This window comes from Actinoplanes sandaracinus (assembly GCF_030009775.1).
In the GTDB taxonomy this organism is placed as follows: domain Bacteria; phylum Actinomycetota; class Actinomycetes; order Mycobacteriales; family Micromonosporaceae; genus Actinoplanes; species Actinoplanes sandaracinus.
In genome coordinates this window covers 70,631-91,694 of record NZ_JASCTH010000039.1, presented here as the reverse complement: position 1 = coordinate 91,694, position 21,064 = coordinate 70,631, and the positions used below count along the sequence as shown (strand labels likewise).

Genomic DNA, 21,064 nt, shown 5'->3' with positions numbered 1-21,064 from the left:
TGCCTCCCGAGCACCTCGGCAGCCGTATCCGATTTGCCGACTATATGAGCGTACGTGCCGCTCGGGAGGCGATTCGCGGGAAGAGCTACCCGTTGGCCAGCGTCAGGTCGCCCCGTACCAGGTCACCGGCCATGCCTTCGGCCGCCTCGGCCGGATCCGCGCCCAGCTCGATGATCCGGTTGTCGGCGTCCACGTGCACGATCCGCGGCTGGTAGGACCGCGCCTCGGCGGAGTCCATCTGCCCGTACGAGATCAGGATGACCAGGTCGCCCGGGTGCACCAGATGCGCGGCGGCGCCGTTGATGCCGATCACGCCGCTGCCCCGCTCGCCCGGGATCACATAGGTCTCCAGGCGTGCCCCGTTCGTCACGTCGACGATCGCCACCTGCTCACCGGGGATCAGATCGGCCGCCTCCAGCAGATCGAGGTCGACGGTGACCGAGCCGACATAGTGCAGGTCGGCCTGCGTCACGGTGGCCCGGTGGATCTTCGACTTGAGCATGGTTCGAAGCATCAGGCGCCCTTCAGCAGTGTCAGTGGAACGTTGTCGATGAGACGGGTGGTGCCGACCCGGGCGGCCACCAGCAGCCGCGCCGGGCCCTCGTCCGGAGCGGGCCCGAGGTCCGCGCCGGTCAGGGCGAGATAGTCCAGGCGTACGCCCGGCTCCTCGGCCAAGATCTTGTGGGCCGCCGCCAGGACCGCGCCGGGGTCGCTGTGCGCGGCGCCCTCGCGCAGGGCGCGAGAGAGCGCCAGCGCGGATCTCCGCTGGTCCGGCGAGAGATAGCGGTTGCGGCTGGAGAGGGCGAGACCATCCTCTTCGCGTACGGTCGGCACGCCCACGATCTCGACCGGCAACTCCAGGTCGCGCGCCATCCGGCGGATCAGCGCCAGCTGCTGGAAGTCCTTCTCGCCGAAGTAGGCGACATCGGCCCGGGTGAGCAGCAGCAGCTTCTCCACGACCGTGAGCATCCCCGAGAAGTGGCCCGGACGGCTCGCGCCCTCCAGGATCTCGCCGAGCGCGCCCGGATGCATGGTGACCGACGGCGCCCCGTGCGGATAGACGTCGTCCCGCGCCGGCGCGAAGACCAGGTCGGCGCCCTCCGCGCGGCAGGCCGCCACGTCGTCCTCAAGAGTGCGGGGGTACTTCTCGTAGTCCTCGCCCGGCCCGAACTGCAGCGGGTTCACGAAGACGGTGACCACGACGAACGCCGCGCGCTCCCGGGCCACTCGCATCAGCTGCCGGTGGCCCTCGTGCAGCGCGCCCATGGTCATCACGACGGCGATCTCACCCGGGACGGCGTGCAGGGCGGACGCCAGGTCGGCGCGGGTGTGCACCAGAACGGTCACGCGTTGCTCCCGACAGTGTTCCGCCGGCTCGCGGCGCTCTGAGTGATGTCGCCGGCGGCCCGCTCCGCGGCCGCCGGACTGTCCCCGCCCCGCTGCCCGGCCACCAGACTCTCCGCAACCCGGCTCCCGGTGACACTGCTCATGGTGGCACTGGTCACGGCGGCACTGGTCACGGCGGCATTGCTCCCGCCGACCAGGTTCTCGGTGCCGTTCTCGGCGGCCTGGGCCAGCACGTCGAGCAGGGCGGTGGCGTCGTGCGGGCGCAGACGGCCGGAGGCGATCGCCCGGTCCGCGGTGCGCCGGGCCATCGCCAGATACGCAGGCACCGCGTCGGCCGGCATCCGGTCCAGGTGTTTGGCGACCGTGCCGGCGTCACCGCGGGACACCGGGCCGGTCAGGGCGGCGTCGCCCATCCGCAGCGCGTTGTCCAGCGCGGCGGTCAGCAACGGGGCCAGCACCCGGCCCGGCTCACCGACCCCGGCGGCCCGCAGCACGTCGGCGGCCTCGTTGACCAGCGTGACCAGGTGGTTCGCGCCGTGCGCCAGGGCCGCGTGGTAGACCGGCCGGGACTCCTCGGCGATCCACTCCGGCACCCCGCCGAGGTCGGCGACGAGCCGGGTCGCGAACACCCGGTCCGGCGCGGTCACCCCCCAGGCGATGCCCGGCAGCCGGTCCAGGTCGGAGTCCGCCCCGGTGAACGTCATCGCGGGATGCAGGGCCATGCCGTTCACATCGCCCAGTACGGCCAGTCCATGAGCCCCTGAGGTGTGCGCCACCACCTGCCCGGCCCGCAGCGCGCCGGTCCGGTCGAGTCCGGCGACCACCGCGGCCAGAGTGTCGTCCGGCACGGCGAGCAGCAGCAGATCGATGGCCGCCCGGGCCACCTCGTCAGCCGGAAGGACAGCGGCGTCCGGGAGCAGGCGTGCCGCCCGCTCACGGGAGGCGGCGGAGACGGCAGCGGCGGCGACCACCCGGTGCCCGGCAGCGTTCAGCGCGGCGCCCAGCACAGCACCGACCCGGCCTGCGCCGATGACGCCGATCGTCAAAGCGTTCATCCGTGGATCCAGTCCTCATGTCGGGGTACCGGTCGAGCGAAAGTATGCGCCGCCGAAACACGCTCGTAGCAACCATGTGTGAATTACCGCACCGCCACGCCCCCATCGACACCGATGTGGAGCCGCGTGCCACGCACCCCTCCTCGATCGGCCACCACCCCCACCGCCTGAGCCCCCAGTCGTAGCCGTGCCACGCCAGCGGGCGGGACGGCGGGGTGACGCCGAGGTGGGCGGACGCCGCGTCGGTGGCCACCGCATAAGCCCGGTGGTCGCGGGGTGTGCGGGAGCACGGCGGGCCTCGCGCGGACTGCCACGGGACGGGTGGGTGCGGTGGGGACGGCCGACGGCGTACCGGAGAAGGGTCTGGGGTTTGAGTGTTTCGGGGTTTCTGGCGGCGGGCGGTGAGCGGCGGCGGGCGGTGAGTGGTGGGCGGCCTAGGGTGGCGGGATGGTGATCGGGTGGCGGCTGGCCATGCAGGCGGCGCTGTACGGCAGCGACGGCTTCTTCATGCGGAAGCACGACGGCCCGGCTGATCACTTCCGGACCAGTGTTCATGCGTCGCCGCTGTTTGCCGGAGCACTCCTGCGGTTGATCGGGCGAGTGGACGCGGCGCTCGGGCATCCGGACACGTTCGATCTGGTGGATGTGGGCGCCGGGCGCGGGGAGCTGATCACCGCGCTGCTGGCGATGCTTCCGGAGGAGTTGGCGGGGCGGGTTCGGGCCACCGCGGTCGAGGTCGCGGCCAGGCCGGGCGGGCTGGATCCGGCGGTGCACTGGCGACGGGACGTGCCGGAGAACCTGACCGGCCTGCTGGTCGCGACCGAGTGGCTGGACAACGTTCCGCTCGATGTCGTGGAGACGGACGGGGACGGGTGCCTGCGGAAGGTACTCGTGGACCGGGCCACCGGGTCGGAAACGTGGGGGGCGTCGGCCGATCCGGCTGATCTTTTCTGGACAAGCCGATGGTGGCCGGGGCCGGGGCGGATCGAGATCGGATGGCCTCGGGACGCCGCCTGGGCCGACGCGGTCGGATCGGTTCGCCGGGGTGCCGCGCTCTGTGTCGACTACGGGCATGTGAAGGCGGAGCGGCCCGCGTTCGGGACGCTGACCGGGTTCCGGCAGGGGCGGCAGGTGATGCCGGTGCCGGACGGGACCTGCGACGTCACCGCGCACGTGGCGATGGACTCGGTGGCGGCGGCGGCCGGCGTTCCCCATCGGATGGTCCGGCAGCGGGAGGCGCTGCGGGCGCTGGGGGTGGACGGCTCGCGGCCGCCGCTGGAGACGGCCCGCACCGATCCGGCGGGCTACCTGCGGGCGCTCTCCGCGGCCGGGGCGGCTGCCGAACTGATCGACCCGGCCGGGCTGGGCGGGCACTGGTGGTTGTGGCACACCGTCGGCGTCGACGTCCCGCTGATCTGAGGCCGCTCCCCGCGTGACGGGCCGAGCCCGTGCTCGACGGGCCGTCTCCAGGGTGAGCATCGAGCGGCGCGCGTGGGACGATGCGGGGGTGACTGACTCGCTGCGGGAGATGACGGTCGGGACCGGGGCCGGGCTGGACACGGCCGACATGGTTCTCAACATCGGGCCGCAGCATCCCTCCACGCACGGAGTGCTCCGCCTCAAGCTCACCCTCGACGGTGAGAAGGTCATCGCCTGCGAGCCGATCGTCGGCTACATGCATCGCGGCGCCGAGAAACTGTTCGAAGTGCGTGACTACCGGCAGATCATCATGCTGGCGAACCGGCACGACTGGCTGTCCGCGTTCTCCAACGAGCTGGGTGTGGTCCTCGCCGTCGAGCGGCTGATGGGCATCGAGGTGCCGGAGCGCGCGACCTGGCTGCGGATGGCCCTGGCCGAGCTGAACCGGGTGCTCAACCACCTGATGTTCCTCGGCTCGTACCCGCTGGAGATCGGCGCGATCACGCCGATGTTCTACGCCTTCCGCGAGCGGGAGACGCTCCAGGCGGTGATGGAGGAGGTCTCCGGCGGCCGGATCCACTACATGTTCAACCGGGTCGGCGGCCTGAAGGAGGAGATCCCGGCCGGCTGGACGAAACGGGCCCGGCAGGCGGTCGCCGCGGTCCGGCGGCGGATGCCGGACATCGACAACATCATCCGCAGGAACGACATCTTCATGGCGCGTACGGTCGGCGTCGGCGTGCTCAGCGCCGCCGACGCGGCCGCCTACGGCGCGTCCGGGCCGGTCGCCCGGGCGAGCGGTCTGGATTTCGATGTACGCCGGGACGAGCCCTACCTCTTCTATGACCAGCTCGACGTGCCGGTGGTGACCCGGACGGCGGGCGACTGCCACGCCCGCTTCGAGGTGCTCCTGGAGCAGGTGTTCGTGTCACTCGACCTGATCGAGGAGTGCCTGGACCGGGTGGACCGGACCGGCGGGCCGGTCAACGTGCGGCTGCCCAAGGTGGTCAAGGCGCCGGAGGGGCACACCTACGCCTGGACCGAGAACCCGCTCGGCGTGAACGGGTACTACCTGGTCTCCCGGGGCGAGAAGACGCCGTGGCGGCTCAAGCTGCGCACCGCGTCCTATGCCAATGTGCAGGCGCTGGCCACCCTGATCCCGGGCTGCCTGGTCCCTGATCTGATCGCGATCCTCGGCTCGATGTTCTTCGTCGTCGGGGACATCGACAAGTAGGCCGTCTACCAGTTCTCCTGCGCGCTGTAACCGGGGTAGTTGGCGAAGTCGGCGAGCGTGCCGACGTTGGTGTCGTTCGCGGACGGGCGGTGCCGGCGGGCCTTGTAGTCGGCGGAGCCTTCGGTGGGCTCGTTGTATTCGTCCGGCCCGTTGTAGTCGTTCGACCCGTTGTAGTCGTTCGGCCCGGTGTAGTCGTCGGCTCCGGCGTAGCCGTTCGCGGCGCCGAAATCGCCGTCCGGGTTGTCGGGACGGCCGTACTGGGGGCCGGGACGGACGGCGGCGCGGGGCGGGGGAGGCGGCGCCATCATGCCGTTGGGCCCGGGGCGGGCGATCATGCCGTTGGGCCCTGGGGCGGCGATCATGCCGTTCTGGCCGGGCGGGGGCGGCATGGCGCCGGGGACGGACGCCGCGGCGCGGGGGCGGGACGGGGGCAGGACTCCCTGCGGTGTCATCGGAGCACCCGCGTGCCCCACCGGAACGGCGGCGGCCATCGGAACGGCGGCGGCCATCATCGGGACGGCAGCGGCAGCCATCGGAACGGCGGCGGCCATCATCGGGACGGCGGCGCCCATCGGAACGGCCGCGGCTGCGGAAGCGCGCACCGCGGGGACGGCTCCGGGGGCCGGGACCGCGGCGGTCGCGCGGCCGGCGGGCACGCTGCCCTGGGCCGGCATCCCTGGAGACTGCATCCCTTGAGGCGGCAGCCCCTGGGACTGGGCCGGGGAGACCGGCTGGATGATGCCGGGCACCGAGGCGCGGCCACCGTTGGCCCGGACCGGGACCTCCTGCTGGTAGCTCTCGTCCTGGTAGCTCTCGTCCTGATACCCGTTGTCGTCCTGGTATCCGGCCGTCTGATCGTCGTATCCGTAACCGGACTCGTCGTAGCCGTGCTCCTCGTAGCCGGCCTCGTCGTAGCCGTACCCTTGCTCGGCCTCGGCGTAGCCGCCGTCGAAGTCCGCCTGCCCGCCGTAGACCGCGGGGGCCACCGGCTGGTGCACGAACTGCGGGCGGTCGGCGAAGTCCGGCTGAGGCACGAAGTCGGGCGGGGCCACGAAATCGGGCTGGGCCACGAAGTCCGGCTGAGGCACGAAATCGGGCTGGTGCACGAACTGTGGCCGGTTCGCGAACGGGGGCCGGTCCACGAACTCCTGCTGGGGCGCGAAGGCGGGCTGGGGGGCGTACTCAGCCTCGGGTGGGAACCCACCGCCATAGGCTGGAGCCTGCGCCGGCTCCGGCGGCACACCCACGGGGGCGCCGACCTGGGCCCGTCCGCCCGGCACACGCGGCGGCAGCGGTGGCCGTGCCTCGATCTCGGGCGCGGCCGCCGGTGCGCCGGCAGGTGCGGCGGCAGGTGCGGCGGCAGGTGCGGCGGCAGGTGCGGCGCTCGTGAACTCGGCCCGCAGTTGCCGGCGCAGCGATTCGACCTCCTCGGCGACCCGGTCCTCCACGTCCATCCGCAGCAGCACCGGATCGCTGCGGATCAGCACCGACGCGCCGATGAGCACCACGCTCACCGCGATCAGCAGCACCGCGAAGCGGACCGTGTTGGAGTTTCCGCCGATCAACACGACAGCGGCCGCGATCGGGGCGAGGACCACGCCTGCCCAGACGAGGCCACGGAGCAGTCGCGCGCTGTGTCCCGCTTGGGGTTCCCGATCTGGCATGGGCGCAGATGTTACCGAGAGCACGCCCGCGATAAAACCGCCGAGCGTGGGACGGCACGTTCGGCCGGAATCCGGGAGTATTTTCGGGCGGCCGCGTAAGACGGCCGCCCGAGGGTTGTCAGCGGGTGCCGCGCCGGCCGCCGAGGGAAGCCAGGCCGACGATCCAGCCCGCGAAGAAGCCGTACCCGGCGCCGGAGCCGGCCGCGTTGAAGGCGCCCAGCAGCGACGGGTTGGTCAGGAAGAGGGTGGCCAGGAGCGCCGCGAACGCACCGGCGAAGATGTAGGCGCCCCAGCCGGCGAGGAACTGGCTGATCGTGCCGCGGGCCCGGGCCAGCTGCGAGCCGGGCAGGAGATAGAGGAAGATCAGGGTCAGGACGACCAGCAGGATCGCCTTGAGGTCGCCGACGACCACGTCGCGTAGCGAGTCGTCGGTGTCGAAGCTCCAGCGCGGCCAGGCCAGCAGCCGCAGCCACCAGCCTCCGGCCGTGTCGGGATTCGTGTTCGCCTGGACCCAGTCCGAGTACCACGGACTGCCGAAGACCAGGACGAGTATCAGCGCGGCGAGCGTGCCCGCGCCCGGTGCGGTCTTGTAACGGTTACCGAGAGCCATGCCCCGCCAGGTTCCCTGCGGGGCCTCCGTTTCAAACGACGAGCGTCGTTACCTGCTCAGGTAGTCGATGAAGGCGGCCCGCAGCAGTGGTTCCTGAGCGCCGAGGTCGTGGCCCTCGAATTCACGCCACAGGGCGACCGCCTCGTCCACGGTCGGGCCGATCGAGTGGGGCGCGCCGTCCAGGGAGGCGGCGTCGCCGGCGTCGGGCAGGTGCCGCAGCACCGACCAGAAGAAGCGGACGTCGTGCTGGGACCGTGCCTTGGCGAAGGCCTGCTCCCGCAGCGTCTCGGTGGGCAGGGCGTCCAGTTCGGCGAAGCTGGGCGAGGTCATGAACGAAATCATACGTTCAGCGGGTTGCGCCCCACGGACCCTCGTCCCAACGGTCGCTGCGCGGCGCCGGGGTGGCGGGGGTGTTCCAGGTCTCCGGCAGGGTCGGCGACCAGGTCGCGCCGCCGGACGGTGCGGCGTTCCACTCCTCGCCGGGCTGGGCCGTGTAGGGGCTACCCACCGCCTCGACGACGCGGGTCACGACCAGGCCGGCGACGAACAGGCTCGCGGCGATCGCGAACAGGGCGATGTCGAGGTCGCGGAGGTCCTGGTACCGCAGGAACAGGGTCAGCGCGGTCACGGCGAACAGGGTGCCGAAGATGCCGCCGCGCCGCCCGTACGCGCTGGTGCCGGCGAGCAGGGCCAGGCCGATGGCGATGCCGGTCCACTCGAGGCCGGTCTCCGGCGCGATCGGGCCGTCCGCCTGGGCGGCGATCAGCACCCCGGCGACGGTCGCGAACAACGACGACAGGACCAGGGAGAGCATGACGGGGACCGCGGCGGCGACACCGCGCCGCTGGGCCGGGTCGCCGGGCGAACGCATGCGGCCGACGAAGCGCCGCACCGGGCCGATCGCGCCGATCGCCCCGCCCAGCACGGCCAGTCCCGCGAAGGCGCCGAACAGCACGAACGCCTGGCCCGTCGGGTCCCAGTCGCCTTGCACGTCGACCGGCCCGGGACGCAACTGGACGAAGACGATGACGCCGAGGGCGGCGGCCAGGGTCGCGGCCCAGCCGGGAACGTGCAGCACGGTCACCAGCAGGCCGACCGCGAGCCCGCCCGCGGCGGCGATGATCAGTGCCGGGACCACGGCCTGGGCCAGGCCCTTGTCGCCGTTCTCGGCGAACTGCAGGGCCGCGGCCAGGGCGATCGGGCCGAGCGCCAGGTTCGGCACACCGGCGCGCAGGGTCAGTCCGGCGCCGAGGGTGAGGAGGCCGATCGCGGCGCCGGTGACGAGCAGGGCGTCGAGGGCCGGGCGCTGGAGGGCGCCGGAGTCCTCACGCTGCAGGAGGAAACCGATGACCGCCGCGGCGACCAGCAGCATGACCTCCCAGCCGAGGTGGATGCCGAGCCGGTCGCGCCCGTCCTCCTCCACCGCCGGACCAGCGCCGGTGGCGGCCACCGGGGCGCGCAGGGACTGGTCGAGCGTGGTGCCGGCGGTGTCGTCGTACTGAACTCGGCGCCGGTAGGCGGCCGGGTCGGTGTCGGTCTTCTCGTCACCGGGCCGGCGGAAGGTGGTCTCGTCGTACGCCATGGTCCGCGCCTCCTTACGCCTCCACGAGCGGTCCGAGGCGCACGCTACTCCGGCTCATGGCCGCCCGCCGTAAACCATACGGATACGAGACTGTCTCAGTTCAGACGGCGAATTTCGTTGACGATCGTCAACGAATGGCGAACGACGGGATCGTCAATGACGGCCGGTCGGCCGGTCCGAATCGTCGCCTTCCCGCTCGGGGCGGTCGGGCACCCGGCACGACCGCTCCAGCCACAGCGCGGCGGAGATCAGGGCGATCGCGGCGACCAGGGTCGTCGCGGCGACCGGCACGCTGGAGCCCGCCTCGTCGGTCGGTTCCAGCAGCAGCCAGATGAGCAGCCCCGCCGAGAACCCCGCAGACAGCGCGCCGACCAGCGAGGAGGCCTTCGCCAGGGCGGCGAACCGGGCGACGGCCAGCGGCTGGACCGGCAGCGCGCCGGGTTTGCGCTGGATCCGGGCGCTGGTGTTCTGCGCGAGGTAGGCCTCGGCGATCGTGAGCACGGCCAGCACTCCCGCGCCGGTCCACGGCAGCGGAGAGATCCGGTAGAAGAGGTCGTTCGAGGAGATCAGCAGCCAGCCGACGGCGGCAGCGGCCAGTGCGGCCACGATCAGGGTCGACATGCTCGTCGGCCGCAGCGAGGGGTCGGGCCGGCGCGGGGATCCACCGTCTGGGTTGACGCTCACTCCATCGACTCTAACGACCACTCCGGACGAGGCGTGACCCCGGCGAGGTCGGCCGCCACCCCGGGCGTGTCCAGCAGGGCGCCGACCGGTCCGTGTCCGGGAAGTTCGGCGTCCGGCCGCACGTCGTGCCACGGCAGCAGCACGAAGGCGCGCAGGTGGGCGCGCGGATGCGGCAGGGTCAGCTCGGGGTCGTCGTCGACGACCGGCTCACCGCCGTCGGCCCAGACGGCGATGACGTCCACATCGAGGGTGCGCGGGCCGAAGCGGCGCTCCGGGTCCCGGACGCGGCCCCCGGCCGCTTCACAAGCCCGGGCGCGGGTCAGCCAATCCCGCGCGGTCGCCGCACCATCTTCCACGATCACCACGGCATTGAGGTACGACGGCTGCTCGGTGTCGCCCCACGGCGGTGTCTCGTACACCCCGGAGACCTCGACGATCGCGTCCGCGCGGAGCAGTTCGACGGCGGCCCGCAGGTGGGCCAGGCGGTCGCCGAGGTTGCTGCCGAGGGAGAGGACGGCCCGGGTCATACCGTCTCTCCCCCGTCGTGCTCTCCCCCGTCGTGCTCGGCCCGGGCACGGCGCAGAGTGACGGCCACGTCGGCGAACTCGTGTGGGATCGGCGCCTGCGGCTTGTGCACGGTCACCTCGGCGGACCCGACCCGGGGATCGGCGAGGCAGACGTCGAGGAGCCGGTCGGCGAGCCGCTCCAGCAGGTTGACCGGCTCACCGGTGAGCACCTCGACCAGAGCGGTGGCCAGTTCGCCGTAGTGGACGGTGTCGGTGACGTCGTCGCTGCGGGCGGCCGGGCCCAGGTCGAGGTCGAGCGTCACGTCGACGACGAAGTCCTGGCCCTGTTCGCGTTCGAAGTCGTAGACGCCGTGATTGCCCCGGGCACGCAGGCCGGTCAGGGTGATACGTCCGGTCATCGGTCCTCCCCGTGATCATGAGTGGCCCGGCCGACGTCACGGCGGGGCCTGATGTGCCGCGCGGGGCGGGACAGGCTGGTGGTGGTCGGGGTGCGGCTCACGGCGTACCGCTGAATCGGGGTGATCCTGTCGCCCGCCAGACGGCGATCGCGTCAGCGGTCGCGCCCACCTCGTGCACCCGGACGCCCCAGGCGCCGGAGGCGACCGCCAACAGAGAGGTGGCGAGAGTGGCCGCCTCGCGGCCGCCGACCGGGCGCGGCGTGCCGTCCGGGCCGGCCAGCAGCCGCCCGAGGTAGGTCTTGCGGCTGGCCGCGAAGAGGACCGGGAACCCGAGGCCGGTGAGGCTGCCGAGGTTCGCGCTGAGCGCCCAGTTGTGTTCGGGGAGCTTGGCGAAGCCGAGGCCGGGGTCGAGCACGATCAGGCTCGGGTCGACGCCGGCGGCGATCGCCGCGTCGGCGCGGGCCCGCAGCTCGTCGCGGACCTCGGTGACCACGTCGTGGTAGATGGCGAGGCGCTGCATGTCGCGGGAGTGGCCGCGCCAGTGCATGAGGATCCACGGGCAGTGGGCGGCGGCGGCGACCGACGCCATGCCGGGGTCGGCGAGACCGCCGGAGACGTCGTTGATCACCGCGGCGCCGGCGGCGAGCGCCGCCTCGGCGACCGCGGCGCGGCTGGTGTCGATGCTGACCGGTACGCCCTCGGCGAACAACCGCTCGATCACGGGTACGACCCGCGCGATCTCGGTCTCGGCGTCCACGCGCTCGGCCCCGGGCCGGGTCGACTCGCCACCGACGTCGATGACGTGCGCGCCTTCCTGAAATAGGCAGACTCCGTGCTGAACCGCGGCTTCGACGTCGGTGTATCTACCACCGTCAGAGAAGGAGTCCGGCGTGACGTTGAGGACACCCATCACGACCGGGTGATCTCGGCGAAGCAGATCAGCCCCTGTGAGCTGCGCGTCTGTCGGCGAATTGGACACAGGTGAAGGGTACGGGGCAGCAGGGATTCGAACACGTGTACGATGCCACATGACTCGAATTCACGCACTCCTTCACCTTGGGTAACGAAACGGGCGCTTGTTGCTCGCAAGTACGGGCCGTACTCTTCGGATCTGGGCATCATGAAGTGACCGAAGAGAGCAGAGACGAGCATGGCAGTGCCCGAACGGCTCACTCGACGTAGTGAGTCAGAGGTAGCACCATATGGGCGTTGCCGTACGGCTTCACAACTGCAGCGTGTCCGTACCCCCCATACCGGACACGGGGAGGTTTACCGATGATCGCCACCGAGCTCGTCATCTTGGCGGCCGAGCCGTCAGGCAAGATCAATACCGAAGGTATCGTCACCTTCTTCGCGAGCAACATCGCTCCGATCCTGCTCGCGATCCTCGGCGTGATCTTCATCGGCCGGGCCAGCCGGGGTGAGATCTCGAAGGTCCTCACCAGCTCGGCGATCGCGATCGTGGGCCTGGCGTTCATCGCCGGCGCGGCGACGCTGTTCTTCGTCGGCGAGTCGATCATCGACCTGATCTTCAACTGAGATGCGGCTCCGGACCGACGACGACATCTACCGGGCGCGCCTGGTCTATCTCGGCCCGCCCGGTTACACCCTGCCCGTCCACCTGCCCTACGCGCAGTACGGGATGTTCGTCGTTCTCGTGCCCCTCTTCATGGTCATCCATTACCTGATCACGCTCGAATTCGACCCGTTCCCGGCCTGGGAGATCGCCCTGGCCATGGTGTCGACGTCGTATGTGTTCCGCCATGTCGACCCGGACCGGCCGGCCCGTGTCGTCATCCGTACCGCGCTCACCGACTGGCGCCGCACACGCGAGCCCGCCGTGGAACAGCGCGACCCCAGACTTGTCGCCACTCGCATCCGGGTCCGGGAGGAGTTGGTATGACCAGTCGTCAGGTCACCCGCGCACACGAGGTCCACGCATGACCGGAACGCATCCGCACGGGCATCCCCGGGCGGAGTCCTCGTCCCCGGGCAGGCGGGGTAACGGTGCGCGTTCGGACAGCTACTCCCCGCCCGAACCGCTCGACGACGCCGAAGAGCTCGTCGCCGCGCCCGGGCACGGAGGAGTCGGCGTCTTCCAAGCGCCGCAGCCGGTGCGGCCGCGCGGTTCCACCGCCGACACCAGTATGGACATCGACTCCCCGTTCCTGGACCTGTTCGGTGGAGCGGCCGGTCCCCGTTCGAGTGATCCTCGGACGATGGCGGCTCCCCGTCCCCATGCGGCCCCTCGCCCCGATCCGTCCCCTCGCCCTCACGCGGCCCCTCGCCCCGATGCGGCACAGCCTGTGTCGGGTCCACCGGTCTCGGCGTCCCCGGTCTCGGCTCCGCCGGTGGCGGCCGGTCCTCCGCCGCCGCCCGTTGTCTCCACACCTGCTCCGCCGCGCCCGGTCGCTACTCCGCTGCCCTCCGCTTCCGCTGCGCCGCCCACGGTCTCCACGCCGCCGCCGGCGGTTTCCGCTCCGCCGCCGGCCGGCTGGAACGGGGCGCCGTTCACGCGGGCGCCGATCGGGCCGGAGCCGGACTTCTTCCAGGAGAACGGTCACCCGCCCGCCGTCGCACCGGGCCTGGACGACGACGACTGGACCGACTTCGAGGAGTGGCCCCCACCCGCGCGACGGGCCGCTCCGCCCGCCGAACCCGTCTCGGGCCCGGCGCTGTGGCAGCAGCCGGCCGTCGAACCGGCGCCCGCGCCGCTGCCCGTCCCCGTTCCGGAGAAGGCGCCGGCCCGGCGACAGGAGAAGGCCCCCGCCAAACGCAAAGAGAGGAAGGAGCCGAGACCGGCCCAGTTTCGGCCCCAGAAACTCAAGTTCAGCGACCGCGACCCGGCCGTCGAACTGGCCATCAGCGAGATCGCCGGGCACCTGACCTTCACCCAGAGCACCGTGACGGCCTGGTACTACCTGCCCGAGGTGCGCTGGGCGTTCCGGCCCGACGCCGAGCGTGAGGCGCTGCTCAGCGCCATCTCCGAGCAGTACGCGGGCCTGGCCGGCTTCCGCCTCCACCTGCGACGCACCACCCGGCCGTTCCCGGCCGACGAGTGGGCCCGCACGGTCGACTCGTTCACCACCAAACCACTGCCCGACGTGCACGGCAGCACCTCCTGGTCGGACCACCTGGTCGCGGCCCAGCGGCACCTGCTGTCGGTCAACCACGCCGAAGGCCAGACGTTCCTCGGGGTCACCTTCGCCCGGCGCTCACTCGGCGACACCTTCTCCGAGCGGATCCTGCGGATCTTCGGCCGCGGCACGTCCGACGGCGAGCGGCGCAAACTCGGCCGCACCGTCGAGCAGTTCGACGAGGTGCTGAACGCGTTCGGCATGCGCGGGCGGCGGGTCACCCCGCAGGAGCTGGAGTGGCTGCTCTACCGCTCGGTGGCGCTCGGCATGTCCCCGCCCGGCTTACTCTCCCCGGTCACCAACGGTCACTGGGAGACCGGCGACCTGCTGGCGCTCACCGAGCAGGTGGAGCGTTACCGCACGCCGTACGGGTCGACGGTCAAGCTGGTCAACCGCATGTCCGGCGAGGAGCGGCACGTCGCCGTCCTCTCCGTCGGGCGGATGGAACCGCTGGAGATCCCGGAGAAGCACGAGCCGTGGATGCACTTCCACGAGCGGCTGCCCTGGCCGATGGAGCTCTCCTCCCGCATCGACATCCTCGGCTCGAACAGCTCGTTCAAGAACCTCGAGCACCGGCTCCGAATGATCCGGTCGCAGCAGCTCGACTACGCCGAACACGGCATCGACGCCCCACCCGAGCTGGAACGACTCGCCAAGCGGGCGCTCGTGATCGGCGACGAGATGACCACCGGCCTGCCGACCGACTCCGCGCGCGCCCACGGGTGGCACCGGCTCGCGGTCAGCGGCGCCACCCGCGAGGAATGCCTCGAACGCGCCCGCCGGCTGATCCAGCTCTACTCCCGGGAGCTGCGGATCTCGCTCCAGCACCCGAAGAACCAGGACCAGCTGGCCCGCGAGTTCATCCCCGGCGAACCCATCGCCAACACCGGATATGTACGCCGTATGCCGGTCAAGTTGCTCGCCGCCGCCCTGCCCCAGGCCGCCTCCACCGTCGGTGACCGGCGCGGCGACCTGATCGGCCGCACCGCCGGCACCTGCCGCCGGCCGGTCTTCCTGGACCTGCACTTCCCGATGGAGGTGCGGGAACGATCCGGCCTCGGCGTCTTCGTCGCCGAACCCGGTGGCGGCAAGTCGACCCTGATGGGCGCCCTCGGCTACCTGAACGCCCGCCGCGGCGTGCAGGTCACCCTGCTCGACCCGTCCGGGCCACTCGCCCGGCTGTGCCAGATGCCGGAACTCCGGCCGTACTCGCGGGTGCTGAACCTGACCGGCTCCGAACAGGGCACGCTCGCGCCGTACTCGCTGATCCCGACGCCGGTGCGCTCCGAGTTCCCGACCGGCCCGTCCGGTGACCGGGAGTTCGAGATCGCGATCTCCAACGCCCGGGCCGAGCGGCGGATGCTGGTGCAGGACATCTGCTCGATGCTGGTGCCGCCGCAGGTCGCCAAGGAGGCGTCCACGGCCACCCTGCTGCGGCATGCGGTGCGGCAGGTTCCCGCGGAGGAGACCTCGACGCTCGACGACGTCGTCCGTACCCTCCAAGCCCTCGACGACGACGAGGGCAAAGAGCTCGCCAACCTGCTCCTCGACACCGCCGAGATGCCGCTGGCGCTGCTCTTCTTCGGCCACCCGCCGCCACACCTGCTCGGCGCCGACGCGGCCCTCACCGTCATCACCATGGCCGGTCTGCGACTGCCCGACCTCAAGATCGAGCGGGAGTACTGGTCGGCCGAGGAATCCCTCGCCCTGCCGATGCTGCACACCGCACACCGGCTGGCCGTCCGCCGCTGTTACGGCGGCTCGATGTCCTCCCGCAAGATGGTCGGCCTGGACGAGGCCCACTTCATGGAAGGCTGGCGCTCCGGCCGGTCGTTCCTGGTCCGCCTCGCCCGCGACTCCCGCAAATGGAACCTGGCCGCCCTCGTGGCCTCCCAGAACCCGCGCGACATCCTCGGCCTCGACGTGCAGAACCTCGTCTCCACGGTCTTCGTCGGCCGGATCGCCGAGGACCAGGAGATCGCCTCCGAAGCCCTGCGCCTGCTACGCGTCCCCGTCCACGACGGGTACGAAGCGACCCTCGCCTCCCTGTCCCAGGTCGACTCGTCCTCCCAGCAGCGGCTCGGTTTCCGCGAGTTCGTGATGCGAGACGTGGACGGACGGGTCCAGAAGGTGCGCGTCGACGTCTCATACGTCGAAGGACTGCTCGAACACCTGGATACGACACCGGGCGTGGCGCCGCAGACGTTGGTGCCGCTCCCGTCCGACCTGGAGGTTTGACATGGCGCGGCGGGGGTTGGCCTTCCTTACGACATTGTTCGTGCTGGTCGTGGCGTCCATCGCCTGGGCCGTGGCCGCCCCGGACGCCGCGTCGGCCGCCCCGCCGGCCAAGGTCCCCGGCGGAGCCTGCAGCGTCGAGGAATGGCGTCAGGACATGAAGGGCTGCGTCGACCGCCTCTCGGACGTCGTGGGCCAGCGGGCTCAATGTCTCAATCCGCCGACGCCGAGCACTCCCGATTCCGGGCTCGCCGGCTGGTTCGCCGAACGCCCGGCCTCCTCCACCAAGAACAGCTTCCCCGGCCTGTACAGCGACTACGGATATGCGGGGTACGGCTTCACCACCTACGACCTGGGCGGCGGTTGCGCGTCGACGGTCGTCGACGCCGACCACAAGTTCGAGACCACCATCGCCAACGGCGAGTTCATGATCGCCACGGCGGTCATCGGGGCCTCGAACGCGCTCCGGGAACGAGCTTGGAACCCGGCGACGCTCTGGGGGTGGGCCGATCCCCTGGTCGATCAGGCCACCAAGGCCATCTATCAGAAGGTCTTCAGCGTCTTCGGCGTCATCACCCTCGCGGTGGTCGGCCTGTACCTGCTCTGGCGCTCCCGGCAGGCCGAGATGGGCGCCGCCACGACGACCGCCGGCTGGGCGATCTTCATCATGGTGCTCGTCACGGCCATCGCCGCATGGCCGGTGTACTCCGCCAAGATCGCCGACCAGACCCTGATCACGGGTCTCAGCGCGGTTCACGACGCTGTCGGACCGCAGCCGAAGGAGCAAGCCGGCGAGTGCGCTCTCGGTCCCGACGCCTGCACGGACAAGCGTCCTCCGGCGGTGCGTGCCAGTGACACCGCGACCGAGACCATGCTCTACCGCAACTGGCTGCGGGGAGTCCTCGGCTCCGCCGACAGCGACACCGCGCAGAAGTACGGCCCAGCGCTTTATGACGCCCGATCGCTCCGTTGGGACGAAGTCGACAAGATCCGGACCAATCCCGGGACTCGCGACGCGACGCTGGACCGCAAGAAGACTCAATGGAAGAAGGTCGCCGAGCAGATCAAGGCCGAGGACCCTGAAGCCTACGAGTACCTTCAGGGCAGCAAGGGGATGGAACGGGTCGGCGCGGGATTCATCGCGATGCTGGCGGCGTTCATGTACGCGATGTTCGACATCACCGCCTCGCTGCTTGTCCTTCTCGGGTTCCTGGTCTTCCGATGGGCCGTCATCGCGGCGCCGGTCCTGGGGACCATCGGCCTGCTGCGGCCGGCCAGCGGTGGGATCCGACGGCTCGGGAACGCGGTGGTCGCCGCCCTCTTCAACATCGCCATCTTCGGCACCGGCGCGGCCATCTATCTGTTCGCCGTCGACCTGATCATGAACACCGCGAGCCTGGCCGGCTGGCTCCAGGTGGTGCTGGTCTGGCTCTGCGGCGTGGTCGGATGGCTCCTTCTCCGGCCCTATCGCCGCATCACCCAACTCGGCGGCAAGGACGGGGCGGCCACCATCGCCTCCGGCGGATCCTGGCATCGGCGCTTCTTCCGAGACATGCGTGAGGCCTCCAAGCTCGAGGTAGCCGAGGGCGGCGGCACCCGGGAACCGACCTTCGGCAAGGGACCGTTCGAGCAGCGGAGCCTTCGGCCGGAGGCTCGGCTGGAAGACCCCGCGCACGCGCCTTCGTCGCGCGGCGAGAGCCGAGAAGTCGTCCCCGCGCGCGCTCGGACCCGCTCGGACGGCAAGGAGAACGTCCGCGACGACGGTCCGCCGGATGCTTCTCCGCGACAGACGCCGGACGCTTCTCCGCGGCAGACCGAGCGCGGCCCCGGCCGGAAGCGGGCCAACCCGGACTGGACCGAGCCGGACGTCGCTGAGCGGCCGGCCTCCTACGCGATCTACCGGCCGGAGACCGGCGCGACCAGTGAGGAGCCGGCCAGCCCGCGGGTGCGTTCCGAGGCGAGGTGAGTGGGATGCCCCGGTTGATCGAACGCGGCCTCAACGGAATCTTCCGCTCGCGCTGGGGTGTCGCCCTCGTCATCGTCGCCATCGTGTTGGCGGTCGTGGGAATCGGGCGGCTCTTCTCCGACGGGACGGCCGCACCGCCGCTCGGCAACAACAGCGCCGCGCCCGTGATCAGCGTGGACCCGTCCGACAACGACAGCGTCGTCTCCTCCGACCCGCCACCCACGCCCAGAACCAGCCCTGGTCGGGCGCAGCCGGAGGCGGTGGCCTATGCCTTCGCCTCCGCCTGGGTGGACCATGAGGGCGTCACCGCCGACAAATGGCTCACCCGTCTCCAGCCGAACGCCACCCAGGAACTCACGTCGCAGTTGCGCGGTGTTGATCCGGCGGGCGTACCGGCAGACCGGGTGATCGGCCGCCCGAACCTCGTCGCGGTCAACGAGTCCATGGTCAACGCGACCGTCACCATGGACACCGGAAAGCTCGGTCTCAGCATGGTCGCACCGGACGGCTCGTGGCTGGTCGACGGCATCGACTGGGAACCGGCATGACGCTGCGGCGACCTCGCAAGGCGGTCCTCATGGTCGCCCTCGTCGTCACGCTCGTCGTGCTGTGCTGCGGTGGCAGCCTCACCGTCGTCCTGTTGAACGGTCTGACCAACGATGACAGCGACCGGTTTCTCAACGCCTCGCTGGGCTGCGGCAGAGGTGGGGTCGTCGACCCGGATTCGAAACTTCCCCGCATCCGGCCGTACGGCCCCGACCAGATTCGCAACGCGGCCATCATCATCGATGTGGGGGCCGATTTGAAGTTGCCTCCGCGCGCCTGGGTGATCGCGGTGGCCACTGCGATGCAGGAGTCGAGGCTGGTGAATCTGGGCCATCTCGGGACACGAAACGACCACGACTCGCTCGGCCTGTTCCAGCAACGACCGAGCACGGGATGGGGCACCCCTGCCCAGGTTCGGGATCCGGTTTACGCCAGCACCAAGTTCTACAACAAGCTGCAGACGGTCGAAGGCTGGGACACCCTCCCACTGACCCGAGCCGCGCAAGCGGTACAGATCAGCGCCTATCCCGACGCCTACGCCAAACACGAGCCGCTGGCGACCCAGATCGTCAACCTTCTCGCCGATGGCGCGGCGAACGCGGCCGGCAACCTGGCGACCATGGAATGCGCCACGGCCGGGCAGATCGCGGCATCCGGGTGGACGATCCCGCTCCGGGCACCGGTCGGTTCCGCCTTCCGGTCCGCATCGCGTCCCAACCATCAGGGCGTCGACCTGAGTGTGGAGAAGTACCGGCCGATCGTCGCGGTGGCCAGCGGTAGGGTGTCGTTGGTCAAATGCGACGAGGATTTCCGCGGCGCGAAGACCTGCAATGTGGACGGCTACCCGGGAAAGGGCGGGTGCGGGTGGATGGTCGAGATCATCCATGCGGACAATGTCATGACCCGCTACTGTCACCTGGTGCAACGGCCCTTTGTTCGCGAGAACCAGCAGGTAGCGGCCGGTGAGACCATCGGCCGGGTCGGCAGCAGCGGCAACTCGTCCGGCCCGCACCTGCATTTCGAGGTCCATATCAACAATGACCGGACCAGCAATGGCGCGGTCGATCCGGTCACGTTCATGCGGGAGCACGGCGCGGCGTTGGGGAACGAGGGATGAGCGGCGGGTCGATGCCCGATCCATTCGGCGGCCAGCGCGAGGGCGCGCTGGAGTCGCCACGGCCGATAGTGCCTACTCCCGCGATGATGGTCGGTGATCTGAGAGGGCGCCGGGTCCTCGTCGGACTGCCTGGATACGGATGGCGGGGCGATCTCAGAGCGGATGAGAAAGTCGTGCAGGGCAGCCGGACATATGTCCCGGTGATGCCGGAATCCGAGTGGTACCGAGCCGAGGCCGAGCGGACCGAGGTCTTCGCCGCCTTGGTTCCGGTGGAACGGGTCTGGGTCGAGGAACTGGGATTCTCCGGGACCACGACGCCCGGCGCCAAGGTCAACCAACTGGTTTCCCTCGACGAACCACCTCGCCGACCACCAGTGTCGGCCATCGACGCCGACTCATTGAGCGGGCGCCGGGTGACACAGATCCTCGAGGACGGAACAGAACGCCGCGATCTTCGAGCCGTTACCGAGTCACACATAAGCGACGATGGGACGGTCAGCGTGCGCGTCACCCAAGAGCTCGACTGGTACCGGTGGGGATGGAGCGGCAAACTTCCTCGGACCCTCGAAGTTCAGGCACACCTGATCTGGGTCGAGTAGCAGCTAGGACGTCTGTTTCGCCCCGCACACGCGCCATCCGTCCTGGTCAACGATCGAAAATTTCCAGGTACTGCTATCTCGTCCGGCTTGGCCGGAGATCGTTCGGGTCAGGTCAGTGGTTACCGTCCCACTGCTTCCGTCAATACTGACCTGCAGACTTGACCAGGTAACGGAGATACCCACCGAGAATTCCTTTTCGCGCCGCACGACGTCTTCCCGAAACTGCACGATCGGGGTCAAATCCTCCTCCGATGTGCACCTATAGAGCGCCGCCTCCTGGTCATTCCTACTGACGAGAAACGCGGCCAGGAAGCTATCGACGACGGCGTCGGGGGCGGTTCGTTTGATTTCGGTGGCTTCCTCGTAGAGGACGAAGAAGGCTCCTACGCCGCCGAGGCACAGGAGGGCCAGGAAGCCTCCCGTCAGAGCGAGCACCAACCGGGCACGACGGCTCTGGAAGCGACCACGCTGACCGAGCGGCCGGCCCCTCAGCGGGCGGCTCACCGGCGGCTCGGGGGTCACCACGGCATCCCCCTCGCGCCGGGGATCCGGGGATCCGAAGCCGGCTTCGGACTCAGGCTCTCGCGGTCCCATGTGTACGACACTAGTTCGTCCCGCGGGCCACCCCACGATCGACGCACGTGGCCGTCCACAGTCATCCCCCGTTCAGCGTGATGAACTCGGTGGCGAAGCCCCAGTGCCGCAGGATCTCCACGACCGCCTCCTTGATGACGGCGAGGTCCTCCTCCGGGACCGGATCGCCGTCGTCCCAGGTGGGAACCCGTGGCAGGTACACCCCGTAGCTGGTCAGGCCGCCGTCGACCGCCACAAGCATGCTGCGATCCCGGAAGTCGGCTCGGAGTGTCTCCCGGTCCACACTCCGCAGCACCACGCCGGTGTCGGTTCGTGCCGACTGACTGCCGAGTTCCTGAATACCCATCCCA

At 70.5% G+C, this 21,064-nt stretch carries 22 protein-coding genes; 9 read left to right on the top strand and 13 right to left on the bottom strand.

What is annotated here, in order from left to right; genetic code table 11:
* Window positions 1-85 precede the first annotated feature (85 nt).
* Genes panD through QLQ12_RS41195 form a run of 3 tightly spaced genes read right to left on the bottom strand, consistent with a single transcriptional unit; the run spans window position 86 to window position 2,402 of the window.
* Window positions 86-514: an aspartate 1-decarboxylase gene (panD, locus tag QLQ12_RS41205; protein ID WP_282766484.1), complete on the bottom strand. Its 429-nt coding sequence runs from the start codon at window positions 512-514 to the stop codon at window positions 86-88.
* A complete protein-coding gene (panC, locus tag QLQ12_RS41200) occupies window positions 514-1,347 on the bottom strand; it encodes a pantoate--beta-alanine ligase (RefSeq protein WP_282766483.1) in 834 nt (277 codons plus the stop codon). Before panC ends, panD begins: the two co-directional genes overlap by 1 nt.
* Entirely contained in the window at window positions 1,344-2,402 is a 1,059-nt protein-coding gene (locus QLQ12_RS41195) for a Rossmann-like and DUF2520 domain-containing protein (protein ID WP_282766482.1), read from the bottom strand. The genes panC and QLQ12_RS41195 overlap by 4 nt, the downstream gene beginning before the upstream one ends.
* Window positions 2,403-2,849: 447 nt before the next feature.
* Between QLQ12_RS41195 and QLQ12_RS41190 the strand changes: the two genes are divergently transcribed.
* Together QLQ12_RS41190 and QLQ12_RS41185 are read left to right on the top strand one after the other, a co-directional pair.
* Window positions 2,850-3,821: an SAM-dependent methyltransferase gene (locus QLQ12_RS41190; protein WP_282766481.1), complete on the top strand. Its 972-nt coding sequence runs from the start codon at window positions 2,850-2,852 to the stop codon at window positions 3,819-3,821.
* 109 nt (window positions 3,822-3,930) lie between these two features.
* Complete coding sequence (locus QLQ12_RS41185; protein ID WP_282766494.1) at window positions 3,931-5,055, top strand: NADH-quinone oxidoreductase subunit D; 1,125 nt, start codon at window positions 3,931-3,933, stop codon at window positions 5,053-5,055.
* Between the two features lie 5 nt (window positions 5,056-5,060).
* On the opposite strand, the gene QLQ12_RS41180 is transcribed toward QLQ12_RS41185, so the two are convergent.
* The 8 genes from QLQ12_RS41180 to folP form a co-directional block, all read right to left on the bottom strand.
* Window positions 5,061-6,719 carry a hypothetical protein gene (locus tag QLQ12_RS41180; RefSeq protein WP_282766480.1) on the bottom strand — a complete coding sequence of 553 codons (1,659 nt, stop codon included), beginning with the start codon at window positions 6,717-6,719 and terminating at the stop codon, window positions 5,061-5,063.
* Window positions 6,720-6,837: 118 nt separating this feature from the next.
* On the bottom strand, window positions 6,838-7,329 hold the full coding sequence (locus QLQ12_RS41175) for a hypothetical protein (protein ID WP_282766479.1): 492 nt from the start codon (window positions 7,327-7,329) through the stop codon (window positions 6,838-6,840).
* A gap of 48 nt (window positions 7,330-7,377) precedes the next feature.
* Window positions 7,378-7,671 (bottom strand): hypothetical protein, encoded by a 294-nt coding sequence (locus tag QLQ12_RS41170; protein WP_282766478.1) that lies wholly within the window; start codon window positions 7,669-7,671, stop codon window positions 7,378-7,380.
* 4 nt (window positions 7,672-7,675) lie between these two features.
* Window positions 7,676-8,911, bottom strand: a complete 1,236-nt coding sequence (locus tag QLQ12_RS41165) for an ABC transporter permease (RefSeq protein WP_282766477.1) — start codon at window positions 8,909-8,911, stop codon at window positions 7,676-7,678.
* A gap of 153 nt (window positions 8,912-9,064) precedes the next feature.
* Entirely contained in the window at window positions 9,065-9,532 is a 468-nt protein-coding gene (locus QLQ12_RS41160; RefSeq protein WP_407651695.1) for a DUF3180 domain-containing protein, read from the bottom strand.
* 59 nt (window positions 9,533-9,591) lie between these two features.
* Window positions 9,592-10,122 carry a 2-amino-4-hydroxy-6-hydroxymethyldihydropteridine diphosphokinase gene (gene folK / locus QLQ12_RS41155; protein ID WP_282766476.1) on the bottom strand — a complete coding sequence of 177 codons (531 nt, stop codon included), beginning with the start codon at window positions 10,120-10,122 and terminating at the stop codon, window positions 9,592-9,594.
* Complete coding sequence (gene folB, locus QLQ12_RS41150) at window positions 10,119-10,520, bottom strand: dihydroneopterin aldolase (RefSeq protein WP_282766475.1); 402 nt, start codon at window positions 10,518-10,520, stop codon at window positions 10,119-10,121. Before folB ends, folK begins: the two co-directional genes overlap by 4 nt.
* A 97-nt stretch (window positions 10,521-10,617) precedes the next feature.
* A complete protein-coding gene (gene folP, locus QLQ12_RS41145) occupies window positions 10,618-11,430 on the bottom strand; it encodes a dihydropteroate synthase (RefSeq protein WP_282766492.1) in 813 nt (270 codons plus the stop codon).
* Between the two features lie 365 nt (window positions 11,431-11,795).
* Here folP and QLQ12_RS41140 point away from each other — a divergent pair, with 365 nt between their 5' ends.
* The 7 genes from QLQ12_RS41140 to QLQ12_RS41110 are packed head-to-tail and all read left to right on the top strand — an operon-like array spanning window position 11,796 to window position 20,120.
* Window positions 11,796-12,059 (top strand): hypothetical protein, encoded by a 264-nt coding sequence (locus tag QLQ12_RS41140; protein WP_282766474.1) that lies wholly within the window; start codon window positions 11,796-11,798, stop codon window positions 12,057-12,059.
* 1 nt (window position 12,060) lies between these two features.
* The gene (locus tag QLQ12_RS41135; protein ID WP_282766473.1) at window positions 12,061-12,423 is read left to right on the top strand and encodes a hypothetical protein; all 363 of its coding nucleotides are present in this window, start codon (window positions 12,061-12,063) and stop codon (window positions 12,421-12,423) included.
* A 37-nt stretch (window positions 12,424-12,460) separates the two neighbouring features.
* Entirely contained in the window at window positions 12,461-15,895 is a 3,435-nt protein-coding gene (locus QLQ12_RS41130) for an ATP-binding protein (RefSeq protein WP_282766472.1), read from the top strand.
* Window position 15,896: 1 nt separating this feature from the next.
* Window positions 15,897-17,858 carry a DMT family transporter gene (locus tag QLQ12_RS41125; RefSeq protein ID WP_282766471.1) on the top strand — a complete coding sequence of 654 codons (1,962 nt, stop codon included), beginning with the start codon at window positions 15,897-15,899 and terminating at the stop codon, window positions 17,856-17,858.
* 5 nt (window positions 17,859-17,863) lie between these two features.
* The gene (locus tag QLQ12_RS41120; protein ID WP_282766469.1) at window positions 17,864-18,406 is read left to right on the top strand and encodes a hypothetical protein; all 543 of its coding nucleotides are present in this window, start codon (window positions 17,864-17,866) and stop codon (window positions 18,404-18,406) included.
* Window positions 18,403-19,521, top strand: a complete 1,119-nt coding sequence (locus tag QLQ12_RS41115) for a M23 family metallopeptidase (RefSeq protein ID WP_282766468.1) — start codon at window positions 18,403-18,405, stop codon at window positions 19,519-19,521. The genes QLQ12_RS41120 and QLQ12_RS41115 overlap by 4 nt, the downstream gene beginning before the upstream one ends.
* On the top strand, window positions 19,518-20,120 hold the full coding sequence (locus tag QLQ12_RS41110) for a hypothetical protein (protein ID WP_282766466.1): 603 nt from the start codon (window positions 19,518-19,520) through the stop codon (window positions 20,118-20,120). Before QLQ12_RS41115 ends, QLQ12_RS41110 begins: the two co-directional genes overlap by 4 nt.
* A 3-nt stretch (window positions 20,121-20,123) precedes the next feature.
* On the opposite strand, the gene QLQ12_RS41105 is transcribed toward QLQ12_RS41110, so the two are convergent.
* Together QLQ12_RS41105 and QLQ12_RS41100 are read right to left on the bottom strand one after the other, a co-directional pair.
* Entirely contained in the window at window positions 20,124-20,714 is a 591-nt protein-coding gene (locus tag QLQ12_RS41105) for a hypothetical protein (RefSeq protein ID WP_282766464.1), read from the bottom strand.
* Between the two features lie 61 nt (window positions 20,715-20,775).
* Window positions 20,776-21,060 (bottom strand): hypothetical protein, encoded by a 285-nt coding sequence (locus QLQ12_RS41100; RefSeq protein ID WP_282766462.1) that lies wholly within the window; start codon window positions 21,058-21,060, stop codon window positions 20,776-20,778.
* Window positions 21,061-21,064 lie beyond the last annotated feature (4 nt).